The sequence below is a fragment of the Streptomyces kanamyceticus genome, from assembly GCF_008704495.1.
Taxonomy (GTDB): domain Bacteria; phylum Actinomycetota; class Actinomycetes; order Streptomycetales; family Streptomycetaceae; genus Streptomyces; species Streptomyces kanamyceticus.
Map to the genome: position 1 here is coordinate 1,021,253 of NZ_CP023699.1, position 12,623 is coordinate 1,033,875.

9 protein-coding genes and 1 tRNA gene are annotated in these 12,623 nt (G+C 67.3%); 7 read left to right on the forward strand and 3 right to left on the reverse strand.

Annotated features, from left to right (window positions below; all coding sequences use genetic code 11):
- Positions 1-62: 62 nt before the first annotated feature.
- Positions 63-539 (reverse strand): hypothetical protein, encoded by a 477-nt coding sequence (locus CP970_RS03625; protein ID WP_055556070.1) that lies wholly within the window; start codon positions 537-539, stop codon positions 63-65.
- A gap of 1,114 nt (positions 540-1,653) precedes the next feature.
- Here CP970_RS03625 and CP970_RS03630 point away from each other — a divergent pair.
- From CP970_RS03630 to CP970_RS03645, 4 genes are all read left to right on the forward strand, one after another.
- Positions 1,654-3,063 (forward strand): hypothetical protein, encoded by a 1,410-nt coding sequence (locus CP970_RS03630; RefSeq protein ID WP_055556072.1) that lies wholly within the window; start codon positions 1,654-1,656, stop codon positions 3,061-3,063.
- Between the two features lie 89 nt (positions 3,064-3,152).
- Entirely contained in the window at positions 3,153-3,629 is a 477-nt protein-coding gene (locus CP970_RS03635; RefSeq protein WP_150492949.1) for a hypothetical protein, read from the forward strand.
- Between the two features lie 147 nt (positions 3,630-3,776).
- A complete protein-coding gene (locus tag CP970_RS03640; protein ID WP_055547026.1) occupies positions 3,777-4,985 on the forward strand; it encodes an IS701 family transposase in 1,209 nt (402 codons plus the stop codon).
- A 297-nt stretch (positions 4,986-5,282) separates the two neighbouring features.
- A complete protein-coding gene (locus CP970_RS03645; protein ID WP_224058199.1) occupies positions 5,283-6,080 on the forward strand; it encodes a GNAT family N-acetyltransferase in 798 nt (265 codons plus the stop codon).
- 13 nt (positions 6,081-6,093) lie between these two features.
- On the opposite strand, the gene CP970_RS03650 is transcribed toward CP970_RS03645, so the two are convergent.
- A protein-coding gene (locus CP970_RS03650; protein WP_107098920.1) for an IS5 family transposase occupies positions 6,094-6,974 on the reverse strand; the annotation gives its coding sequence in 2 pieces (ribosomal slippage) (positions 6,094-6,614 and positions 6,614-6,974; 882 coding nt in all).
- 1,344 nt (positions 6,975-8,318) lie between these two features.
- Between CP970_RS03650 and CP970_RS03660 the strand changes: the two genes are divergently transcribed.
- Complete coding sequence (locus CP970_RS03660; RefSeq protein ID WP_150492951.1) at positions 8,319-9,536, forward strand: tyrosine-type recombinase/integrase; 1,218 nt, start codon at positions 8,319-8,321, stop codon at positions 9,534-9,536.
- 100 nt (positions 9,537-9,636) lie between these two features.
- On the opposite strand, the gene CP970_RS03665 is transcribed toward CP970_RS03660, so the two are convergent.
- A tRNA-Pro gene (locus CP970_RS03665) sits at positions 9,637-9,710 on the reverse strand.
- A 107-nt stretch (positions 9,711-9,817) separates the two neighbouring features.
- Here CP970_RS03665 and CP970_RS03670 point away from each other — a divergent pair.
- Complete coding sequence (locus CP970_RS03670) at positions 9,818-10,366, forward strand: DUF309 domain-containing protein (RefSeq protein ID WP_055547020.1); 549 nt, start codon at positions 9,818-9,820, stop codon at positions 10,364-10,366.
- A gap of 159 nt (positions 10,367-10,525) precedes the next feature.
- The gene (locus tag CP970_RS03675) at positions 10,526-12,619 is read left to right on the forward strand and encodes an MDR family MFS transporter (protein WP_055547018.1); all 2,094 of its coding nucleotides are present in this window, start codon (positions 10,526-10,528) and stop codon (positions 12,617-12,619) included.
- The last annotated feature ends 4 nt before the right edge of the window (positions 12,620-12,623 follow it).

Sequence of the window (12,623 nt, forward strand, 5' to 3'; positions counted from 1 at the left end):
TGTGGATCCCCACCACAAAGCCGCGTGATCAACCGCACCTGCGAACCTTCGCGGTCAACGCACTAGCGCGAGCTGTGGGGACCTTTACTCACCAGGTCTTCCACCGTGCAGTCACGGCCGATCTGTTCGAGCAAGAGCGTCAATAGCTCGCGTGCGGTGATGCGTAGGTTGCCCCAGTAGAGGGCACGGGCATTCGTCACGCCAGTCGATATCAGCCACGCCTCGCGAGCGTCCTCAAGAGTATCGTATTCGGGATCTGCCTTGAGTGGAGCAAACAGCTCGGACTCCGACCGATTCTTTAATGCATCCAGAATGCCTGACAAGGGGAGCCTGGGAATATCGGAAGGATCGGAATCGACAGTTAAGGAGTAGCTGGCCACGAAGACCAACGCCGCGACTCTCCTCCCGAAGGCTCGCGGTTCGACCTCCCATACCGTGCAGCGGTGGATCAGGTGGAATGAGAGCTTCTCATCCTCTTCAATGAGCGACATGAAGGCCTTGCCGATCTCTCGGCAAGACCTTATGCGGAAGCTTGTCACGGACACTCTCTCCCCAAGCCAGGCGAGGACCCCTAGAGGCACTTCACGAACAGCGCATCACTGTCCACTTTCGCCGTTTTATTCTCGTGGTGAATGAAGGCGCCAATTACCCTTGTGCGGTAGGCGTCTGATTGAGGTTTGCAGTCCTTGATGGGAGTAGCGCTTTTGGCGGAGGGCAATCGAAGTGCCGCTTCCCCTCGCGGATGGTGACCCATGTTCCGGGGCCTGGGCCGTACTGATCGTAGCGCTGAAGTTCGGTTTGATGGGCGCAGGCATCGGGTGGGGTCGGCTTGCACTTCTTGATCCCGCCAGTCCCTGTGACGGTGTCGCCGCTGTAGTTCGGTTTGAACGCGGATAGGTAACATTCGACTTTGTGTGCGGGGTCTTCCCCGATAGTGACCGGCAGTTCGCGTTCCTGCGGATCGTCTGTGTCCGCGACGGCCGATAACGGAGCGAGCGCCACTGAGGCCACAGCGGCGATGACGAGTGATAGAAATCTTAAGTATCTTCGATGGTCAAGGTTCCTGGTGTACGGCATCTAGGCGTCGACCTTCCCCTGAGCGTAGCGATTGGTGACCTTCTTACGAAACGTGCAGTGTCGCATCTTTCACGGTAGTAGCGATGCGGTGCCTCTCTCGCTACTGGCGCACCAGTCCACCTTAATTAATGGGGCATTTCAACGCCGACTTGCACACCAGTGGAGATTGGCCGGAAAGGAACGCCCCCCCCTGGCGGCGGAATGTGATCTTCATCGGCGAGAGGTGCTGGCAGGAATAGCCCACAGTGGAACTACGTCAAGGATATTTAGACTCAACTTCATATGGCGGTGAAGGCGAGGAAGTTTTCGGGCTTGCTCGGGGCGAGTCTGACACCGGCCATGGTGGTTCCTACCCACGGTGATGGAGGCGGTCCGCGTGCCGTTCACGGGCGAAGCGGCTGCCGCTACCAGACTTCTGCTCGCGCTGCGGACAGGGGCGTTCACGCTCACCGAGGATCGTGACGGGTCCAAGGGCGCCACCGGTCTGCTCCGCGAGGCATATTCAGCTCGTTGGCGGGCCAGCGTTACCCCAGAGCTCCAACACCTCGATTATGAGTCGACGAACAGGACGCCTACGTGTACCGCTTACGCCCGGTGGCCAACGGCACCAGTACGGACCACCCCGTGCCGGGTCTGCCGTTCATCAATGACGGCCGCCTGCCCCTGGACAACCCCGACGCGATCGAACGCACCGGCCGAAACCAGGGCCAGGGGCTCTGGGGCCGTACCGACCCCACCGAGAACGGTGGCTGGGTCGCCTTCACCACCGAGCCCAAGAACCCTTCGTTCTGTTGGGCGGTGTTCCACCACCCGCCGTACGGCCGCACCGTCCTCCTCATCCGTGACAGCGACCAGAGCGATCTGCACTATCAGTGGAAGTACGGTGGCGCGGGGTTCCTCCACCGGCATGGCGGCTACTGGTGGAACGGAGAGCGCTGGCACCGTCCCGCCCAGGTGCGTGATGCCGCCTTCGAGAGCTACGACCCCCGCCCGGTCGAGGGCCCCACCACCATCACCGCGGCCAGTGTTCTGAACTCCGCCCCGAGCGTGCCTCAGAACGCCAGCATCCTGACGATCGCCAGCTTCAGCGCGCCGGGCCTAGTGCCCAACTGGACGGATCACCTGGCCCTGTGGGCGCAGCGTCGCGCCTCGCAACCTGGCGAGCTGCCGCTCGATGCCTGTGTCGTCGACCTCCACGCGCCCGAGCTCGAGGTGGAGAAGCTCGTGGGGAGGGTGGACCTGGCGAGGATCGCGTCCATCAGCACGGACGACCTGCCTCACCCGAAGTACGGGCGTAACGATCTGCCGGAACCACAGGAGGAGACCGACGGCATCATGCGGTGGTCGGTGCCGGTCGCACGGGACTGGGCCGAGGACTACCTCCGGTACAACGGCCCCGAAGCCCTGCTGTCGGACACCACGGTGTACGGCACCACCCAGCCCGTCGGGCTGGTCGCCGACCATAACCGGCTGCGCCGGATCTTCCACGAGACCCTGACCGAGCCAAGCCACAGCGGCGGAAAGAAGCAACCCCCATATATGAAGGGCGACTTGGCGCAGAGTACCGCCGACGACCTGGCGTGGGACGCGGCAATCGCCCTCATGTACGGCTCCGACTACGGCCTCATTCCCCATGGCCCGCTGCGCGAGGTCCTGGTCGAGTCCATCATGGGGCGCCTGGCCGAGGACGTCGAAGAACGCGGCGGTGAGGGCAAGAGCCGGGAGACGATGATGCTTTCGGACATGCCCACGGGCGCGGTGAAGCTCCTCACCTGGTACCTCCAGCGTCGGCCCGGTGAGACCGCCAGCATCCTCGGGGACGTCTGCCTCAGGGCCCGCGTCAGCTTGGATCTGCATCCCGCGAAGGTGGGCGCGCTGTTCCGCCGGTCTTTGAGTCTGGACAGCGACCTCGACAGCGCGACCATCGACGCTCTGCTCGACATGGCCCTGCCGCCCTCCGCGCGCGACTACCGCAAGCGAATGTAGGCAACGAGCTGCGGGCGGGCGATGCGCGCAGCCGCCTTCTCGGACAGGAGCGGCGGTGTCCCCGACCGCAGCGCCTCGTTGCTCCGTGCGTGACCGACGACTACGTGCTCGCCCGCATCCCCGCCCCGCTCCCCGCCCCGGCGAAAGAGCTGCTTCCCGGCGAGGAGATGGCGTTGGCGAGGGTGGCGGCAGCGGGGCGCCGGGCGGCCAACTGGCTGCGGGCTCTGCCCGGCCCGGACGGGAACTGGGTCGCGGGAGATCTCGCTGACGCCGTCCAGGAAGCGACGAGCAACCTCGACCCGGGCGACCTCGACGACGTCGACCGGTGGGGAAGCGGCGGCGTGCCCGAGCTGCTGCGGGAGCGACTCAATGTCACGTTCAGCCTGCCCCACCTCAACTGGCTCTCCCCCGGAGACAGGATGCGGGTCCTCGCGGTCACCGGCTGCGTGCTCGGCATGCCCAAACTCCTCGCCAATGACCCGGTCGCCGCCCTCGATGACGACCTGCCGGTGATGTGCGCGATCCTCGACCACACCGTCGAAGACGGCGCCGCGTCGCGCATGTGACTCCCCCAAGGACCCCGCGCGCAGCTCGTCGGTGAGCTTCCGCGGGGTGGAAGAGACCGCGATCCATGCCTATGGCGCTCGGGCGGCGGCTAGTAGGACTTTGTTAGGTGGCTGGTCACGGCTCAGTTTTGGTAGTTCGCTTGGGGTATGACTCCGGAGGAGCTTGCCGGGTGCCGTGACCGGCTGGTGGAGTTCGCGGCGGAGGTGTTTGCGCCGCTGGTGCGGTCGGATCAGCGGACGAAGGGCGGGCTGTATCTGCGGGGCCTGCTGCTGGACGGGCGACGGAAGTCGATGCAGCCGATGGCCCGGCGTCTCGGCGTGGATCACCAAGGGCTGCAGCAGTTCGTGACGTCGTCGACCTGGCCGGTCGCCGCGGTGCAGCAGCGGCTGGCCCGGCGGGCGGTGGCCGCGGTCCGGCCGGAGGTGTGGGTGGTGGATGACACCGGCTTCCCCAAGGATGGTGATCACTCGCCCGCGGTGGCCGCGCAGTACTGTCCACCGCTGGGCAAGACCGCCAACTGCCAGGTGGCGGTGAGCGTGCACGCCGCTACCGACACCGCGTCCTGTCCGCTGGCCTGGCGCCTGTTCGTGCCCGCGTGCTGGGACGGGCCCGCAGCCGCCGAGCGGCGACGTCACTGCCGCATCCCTTCTGGCGTGCACCACCAGCCGAAGTGGCAGCTGGCGTTGGACATGCTCGATGAGATGGCCGGGCTCGGACTGCGGCCCGCAGTGCTGGCCGCCGACGCCGGATACGGCAACAACGCGTCCTTCCGCGCCGGGCTGGACACCCGGCATCTGGCCTATGTGCTGCAGGTCGAGGGCAAGTTGACGGCATACCCAGCAGACGCGGAACCGGTGACTTTGGCCTATGGCGGGCTGGGTCCGCGCCCGCTGCCCCGCTACCGCACCCGGCCGGTCAGCCTGCGTGACCATGTGCTGGACGCGGGCCGCGGACAGGCTGGCACCATCACCTGGCGGCGGGGCTCAAGAGGCCGGATGCGCTCCCGGTTCGCGTTCCTGCGCGTCCGCCCATCGGGGCGCCGCCCCAAACCCGCCGCCGACGGCACCATCGCCCTGCGCTGGCTGATCGCCCAGTGGCCGGGGGACGCCGACGAACCGGTCAAGTACTGGCTCTCCAACCTGCCCGCCGACCTCCCGCCCCGTGTCCTGATCCGGCTCGCCAAGACCCGCTGGTGCATCGAGCACGACTACCGCGAGCTGAAGACCGCTCTTGGACTCGACCACTTCGAGGGCCGTTCCTGGGAGGGCTGGCACCGCCACGTCACCCTCGTGACAGCTGCCCACCTGTTCCTGACCGAACGACGCACCGACCCAAAAGCCCCTGCCAGGGCCTGACCCTCTACCAGGCCCTCACTCAACTCCAGCAACTGCTGGCCACCTGGTCAGGACGCTGCCCAGCCTGCCGACAGCCCGCACCCTGGCAGCCCTACGACACCACCTAACAAAGTCCTACTAGGGGGTGTCCGGCGGATCACGCCCTGGATCGGGAGATCGGCGTGCGGCTAGGGTCCGCTGATGCCTTCGATAGTCCCGTCACTCCCGCCCGGCTACCGTTCACGGCCTGCGAACGCCCACGACATACCAACGATCCACGCATTGGTCGCAGCCTGCGAACGGGAGGTGCACGGGCGAGTGAAAAGTGACGCTGGTGCCATCGCCGCCGATCTTTCGCGGCCGGGTCTGGTTCCGGAATCGGACTCCGTGCTCGTCCTCGACCGGGCCGGACGGCTGGCCGCCTGGGCCTGGGTGGACCGGCGCTCCGAGGTCGACGTGCACCCCGAGCACCGAGGCCAGGGCCTGGGCGCGGTGCTCCTCGACTGGGCGCAGGCGCGGGCGCGGCAGGCCGGCCGCGACGGCATCGTGCAGACTGTGCCTGACGCGGATACCGCTGCCGTCGTACTGCTGCGCTCACAGGGATACAAACCGCTGGTGACGGCCTGGCAGTTGGAGTTCGCCATGCCGGTCGAGCCCACGGTGCCCAAGCCGCTGACGGGCGTGACGGTTCGGCCGTTCCGCGTCGGCGACGGGCCCGCCGCGCATGCCCTCGTGCAGGACGCGTTCGACGAGTGGCAGGAGCGGCGCCAGGCGTACGAGGAGTGGGCCACACACACCATCGACCGGCCTGCGTTCGCCCCTACGCAGTCGACCCTGGCCTTTTCTGGTAGTCAACTGGTGGGTGCTGTCTTGGCTTTGGATGTGCCCGGATCCGGCGAGGGCTACCTCGAGCAGGTTGCCGTACGCCACGACCACCGCGGCCGTGGCATCGCCCGCCTGCTGCTGCGCCACACGTTTCACGCCTTCCACCGGGCGGGCCGCAGCTTCTGCACCCTGGGGACACACTCGGACACCGGCGCGCTCGATTTGTATCTACGAGTGGGCATGACCGTCCGGCACAGCTCCACGGTCTTCCGTAAAGATCTTCGCGTCTAAGCTCTCTGGCGGATCATGCTCGGAGCCAGAGTCGGACGGCTGCGACGGTGATGGCGCCTTGGAAGATGTAGGCCCTCTTGTCGTATCTGGTCGCGACGGCCCGAGAGTTTTTGAGGGCGTTGATCGTCCGCTCGACTTCGTTCCTCCGTTTATAGATCGCCTTGTCGAAGCCAGCGGGTCGTCCGCCCTTGTTCCCTCGGCGTTGGCGGTTGGCCTGCTGGTTCTGCGGCTCTGGGATCGTGTGCCTGATCTGGCGTCTGCGCAGGTATCGGCGAATGCGGCGGGAGGAGTACGCCTTGTCGCCGCCGAGATGGTCGGGCCGGGTCCGTGGGTGACCGCCACCGAGGCGGCCCACTCGGATGCGTTCCATGACCGGGATTAGCTGCGGGGCGTCGCCCCACCGGCCCGGAGTGATGAGCAGGGCAAGCGGGCGGCATCCGCCTTCGCCGGCAAGGTGGATCGTGCAGGTCAGGCCGCCCCGGGAGCGACCGAGTCCCTCGTCGGGGCGGTGCTGCCGGGGCGTGTATCTTTTCCCGGCACTCGCGGCGCCCTCCTGAGGGCTCCGGCGGCGTGCTGGTGGGCCCGGCAGGAGGTCGAGTCGACGCTCACCATGGACCAGTCGATGCGGCCTTCCGCGTCGGCGTCGGCCAGCACGGCCGTGAAGACCTCGTCCCACGTGCCGTCCGCCGACCAGCGTCTATGACGTTCGTACACGGTCTTCCACGGACCGAAACGCACCGGCAGATCCCGCCACGGCACCCCGGTACGCAACCGATACAGAATGCCGTTGATGACCCTGCGATGACTGGCCCAACGACCACCCCGCTGCCCGGACTTCGGCAAATGCGACGTCAGCCGGTCCCACTCCGCGCCCGATAAATCTCCCCGCCCCATGCTCAAGCCAACGACCCGAAGCCTCGACGGTCACAAGATCCGCCGGACAGGGCCTAGCGTGGGGACCGCAGTCCTCCCCGCCAGCGTGGGGGTGTTCCGAACACGCCGCACGTCTTGATCGAGCACCCTAAGTCTTTCCCACCAGCGTGGGGGTGTTCCGGGCGTGCAGTCCGGGCCCGAGCTCGGGCCCGGGTCCTCCCCACCAGCGTGGAGGTGTTCCGATCACCACGTCGGCCAAGTCCAGTGTTGGTCGGGCTGAATCCGCCGCCGCCATCACGTAGCTCAGCGCGCCTAGGGCGGTGAAGCATCCATCATCACCGCCACCCACGACAACGACGTTCCCTGGGGAAATCTGGGGAGAATCCGAGCTGCTGGGGAGCGCGTGGGGAGAATCGACTCCCACGACATCTACAGAGCAGCGACCGGCCGCTTCCCGCAGAGCGTCAACCTACCGTCGGCGCCCATCGAAACTCTCACTACCTGGCAGGACCTGACCTGCCCACACGCCACCTGACACCCCATCAGGACGAGCGTCAAATGAGCGTCACGAGCGTCATTTCAGCGTCAAGATATCGCCCGTAACGCCCACACCGCACATAATGCGCACGGGCAAAACTGCAGGTCAGGAGCCCTTCGCGGCCGGTTCAAGGATCGCGACGCATTCCACGTGGTGGGTCATGGGGAAGGCATGAACCGGCGCGGCACCTAATTTGCCAAGCATGTACGCGATCGTCGACGCACCCGACGAATCTCGTCGCCCCCTAGGATCCGCACTCCGGCAATCTCGTCGTGAGCGAGGGGAACATAGCCGCACATCGACGGTTGGCCAAACCGGCGTTTCTGCAGATGATTGTTGTCCAACGTCCGCCCCGAGCACCACAGCGGATCGATCCATCAGCAAGAACTTACCGCCGCCGCGGAGCCGGAATCCCGCTGTTCTCCGCTTGCGAGTCGTGTCGTCTGTCGCCGACGGTCTTCTCCCGTATCCCTTTGGTGCTCCATACCGCCCGGAGATCCACCGCACTTGCCTCCCGAACCGATAACAGATTCCACAAATCGTCAGCCGCGCAAGCAGAAGGAGGGCGCGGCGCACGCCATAGCCAGCCAGGCTGTCTCCGTCCGAGACGACAGCCGTTCGTCCCTCCTGGCCAACGCCTGGTATTCGACGAGTGACCTCGCCGCTTGCCTGCACGTGGACGCCTCGACTCTGCGTCGCTGGCGCACCGCTCGGCCACCGCAGGGACCGCCGTTCGTCTCCTTTTCGGAGCGCGTTCTCATGTACAGCGCGCTCGACGTTGAGGAATGGCTCCACAGCCACCGGACCGTCCCGGGCCGAGAAGCCTGATGGCCAAGAAGGCCATTGTTCCGGTCGGTGTGCGGCTCTCCACCGACATCGAATATCGACCCGATCGCCCCAATCCGTATCGAGCGCGTGTCCGCTGGTTCGATCCAGCTACGAAGCGGCGTCTGTCCCTGTCGGAGGGAAAGGCGGACGAGGACGAGGCGCAGGAGTGGCTCCAGGACATCATCGAGGCCGCGCAGGCCGGCCTGTCCCCGTCGCTGGCCACTATGAAGCTCGCGGAATACGGCGACGCAAACATGGATCTCGCTCTGCGCGGGCTGGAGTTGAAGACCCTCGACCCATATCTCGCGGGATGGCGGGTGCGCGTGATCCCCGCCCTGGGCCACCTCGCCGTACGGATGATCACCAACGGCGTCGTCGACCGAACCATGCAGAACTGGATCGTCGACGAGCACAGCCGCTCAACGGTCAAGAACACCATCGCCGTTCTGGTCCGCGTCATGGAGCAGGCGGTCCGCGACGGCATCATCAAAGTCAACCCGGCCCGAGTCAGCGGCTGGCAGAAGCTCCACAAGCAGGCCGAGGACGAACTCCGCGACCCACGGCCCCTCGCCCTGCCCGACTGGGACACGCTCGTCCAATTGGCCGAGGCACTTGTGGCCGCCTCCTCCAACCAGTACCGCGGCTGGGGCGACGTCGTTCTCTTCGCCGCGAGCACCGCCGCTCGGATCGGAGAAGTCTCCGGGTGCCGCGTCGGAGACATCGACACCAGTCAGTGGATCTGGACGGTACAGCGCCAGACCACGCCCGCGCCCGGCGGACTGACCGACAAGGGCACCAAGGGCAAGCGCGCCCGGAAGGTTCCCATCATCGAAGAGATCCGCCCGCTCGTGGCCCAGCGCATCCTCTTCGCCGGCCCCGCCCCTGACGCGCGACTGTTCACCGGCCCACGCGGGGGACACATCTCCACCGCGGTCCTACGCGACGCGACACACTGGGACGAGGTCGTCACCCGGCTCGGCTACGAGCACCTGCGCCGCCACGATCTCCGCTACACCGGACTGACCTGGCTCGCGGACGCCGGAGTCCCCATCCACGTACTACGCAGGATCGCCGGCCACGGTTCACTGACGACCACTCAGCGCTACCTGCACCCGGACGTCCACAAGATCACGGCCGCCGGTACGGCACTCTCGGCGCACCTCAGCGTGCTGCGCGCCCCTCGTTCCCTTCCCGGCCCAACCGCCCTCACCCGCTGACACCGGTCAAGGAACGATGGTCCCCAACTGGTCCCCAGAAATGATCAAAGGGCGGCTTCGGAATTCTCCGAAGCCGCCCCTGACCTGCGACTCTTACGAGTCGGGACGACAGGATTTGAACCTGCGACCCCTTGACCCCCAGTCAAGTGCGCTACCAAGCTGCGCCACGTCCCGGTGTGTTCTTCGCGGTGCTCCGCGTGATCACAAGAAGAACTCTACCCCACGCCCGAGGGTGCTCCGATCCCCGGTGACCGCCGTCAGGTACGCGCGACAATCGCCGTATGAGCACCGCACCTGGACCCCAAGACCGTGGCCGCGAGCGGGACCGTGACGAGGAGGGCAGGGCCCGCAACCAGCGGCCGCGCGACGGACTCGGGCGCCCGTTGCCGTACGGCAGGGACGGCGTCGCCCGGCAACCGGAGGGCGTCGTGCGCACGCCCGACGAGTCCGTCGCGGAGGCACAGGCCCTGTTGGACGCGGGGCGGCCCTTCCACGCGCACGAGGTCTTCGAGGACGCGTGGAAGACGGGCCCCGAGACGGAGCGCGGCCTGTGGAAGGGCCTGGCCCAGCTCGCCGTGGGGCTGACGCACTCGGCGCGCGGCAACACGAAGGGCGGCGCCAGGCTGCTGCTCCGGGGCGCGACGGCCGTCTCCGACTGGAGCGCGACGAGTGGCCTGCCTCGGCCGTACGGCATCGACGTCCCCGAACTCGCCGCGTGGGCACGGGCGTTGTCCGCCCACGTCACCGAGAACAGCGAGAGCACCGAGGATGCCGCCCCGATCGACGCGGCGTCCCACGCACCGCGCCTGCGAGGGGGCAACCCGGAGTAGCGCCGCTCCGTCCTCGCGGAGGACCCCGACGGCTACCGGGGCGGAGCCACTCCTGGTGAGTGGTGACGGTCCGGACGGCTCAAGGCCCCCGGCCCGCCCCGTCACCGAACCGGCCTCACCCCGCATGCACAGGTCACGTCCCGGTGTGAGGGTGGCCGTGTGACCACCACCGATCAGTCGGCCGCCGGTTCCGCTCCCGCCGCGGCGCAGCCGCAGGCGCCGCCCGTCCTGGACCGGCGCCGCCGCAACGTCGTCTTCGTGACGATCATGCTGGGCATGCTGCTCGCCGCCCTCGACCAGACCATCGTCGGCACCGCGCTGCCCACCATCGTGTCGGACCTTGGCGGGGCCGAGCACATGTCGTGGGTCGTCACCTCGTATCTGCTCGCGGAGACCGTCGCGACGGTCCTGGTCGGCAAGTTCGGTGACCTGTTCGGGCGAAAGGTCGTCTTCCAGCTCTCGGCGATCATCTTCATCACCGGGTCCTTCCTGTGCGGCCTGTCGACGAACATGACGCTGCTCATCGCCTGGCGGGCGATGCAGGGCATCGGCGCGGGCGGCCTGATGGTGACGTCCATGGCGCTGATCGCGGACGTCATCCCGCTGCGCGAGCGCGGCAAGTACCAGGGTGCGATCGGCGCCGTGTTCGGGGTGTCCACGGTGATCGGGCCGCTGCTCGGCGGGCTCTTCACGGACCATCTGAGCTGGCGCTGGGCGTTCTACGTCAACGTGCCCATCGCGATCGTCGTGGTCATCGCGGCCGCCAGGACCATCCCCGTCGTGAAGTCGGCGGTGCGGCCCGTCATCGACTACCTGGGCATCGCGCTCGTCGCGGTGGGCGCGAGCGCGCTGATCCTGGCGACGAGCTGGGGCGGCAATCAGTACGCGTGGGGGTCGCCGACCATCATCGCTCTCTTCGTCGGCGGCGTGCTCGCGCTCGCGCTGTTCTGCGTCGTCGAGACGCGGGCCGCCGAACCGATGCTGCCGATGCGGCTCTTCGCCAATCCCGTCTTCACGGTCTGCTCGATCCTCAGCTTCATCGTGGGCTTCGCCATGCTCGGCGCGATGACGTTCCTGCCGACCTATCTCCAGTACGTGGACGGGGACTCGGCCACCATCTCGGGCGTACGCACGCTGCCCATGGTGATCGGTCTGCTCATCGCGTCCATCTTCAGCGGCAACGTGGTCAGCAAGACCGGCACGTACCGCATCTTCCCGATCGTCGGCGCGCTGGTGATGGCGCTCGGGCTCTATCTGCTCTCGCTGATGGGCAGCGCCACGAGCACCTGGCTGGAGTCCCTGTACATGTTCGTGCTCGGCACCGGCATCGGCCTGTGCATGCAGGTGCTGACGATCGCCGTGCAGAACACCGTCCCGTACACCGATCTGGGCACCGCCACGTCCGGCGTCACCTTCTTCCGTACGCTGGGCAGTTCCTTCGGCACGGCCGTGTTCGGCACGATCTACGCCAATACGCTCGCGCCGAACCTGAAGGACGGGGTCGGCGCGGCCGTCCGGGCCGGGGGCGGTGATCCGGCCGCGGTCGGGAAGGCGGCCCAGAGTCCGGAGGGGCTGCACGAGCTGCCCGCGGCGGCGGCCGCGCCCATCGTCAAGGCGTACGCGGACACCCTGCACACGGTCTTCCTGTGGACCGTTCCCGTCGCGCTCATCGGGTTCGTCGTGGCCCTCTTCCTCAAACAGGTCGAGCTGCGCGACAGCGCCCGGATGGGCGCCCCCGACATGGGCGAGGGCTTCGCGCAGCCGACCAGCGGAGACTCGGGGCACCTCCTTGAGCGGGGCGTCGCGAACATCATCCGCAACGTCGGCATGGACACCGCGCGCGGCATCATCAGGAGCTCCGACACCCGCCTGGACATCGCGGGCGCCTGGGCGGTGATGCAGGTGTCGCTCTTCACCCGGATGGTCGGACACGCCAGTCTCGGTCTCATCGGGGCCCGGCGCAGGATTCCGCCCGAGGTTCTCGTGCCGGTCTTCGACCGCATGGTCGACGAGGGCTATCTGACCCGCACCGGCACGTACTTCTCGCTCACGTCCGCAGGCGAGCGCGAGGCGGAGGTCATCTCGGGGGCCTGGTCGGGGTGGCTCGGCCAGGAGATCGAGAAGGACCTCGGCAGGCCGCCGGACAAGGAGCTCACCGTGGCCCTCGACTCGATCGCCAAGCGGCTGCTCGCCGAGGACCTGGAGCACGGGCTCTCCCCGGAGACGGCCGGGGCCTCGGTCGGCTCGCGCTGAGCGG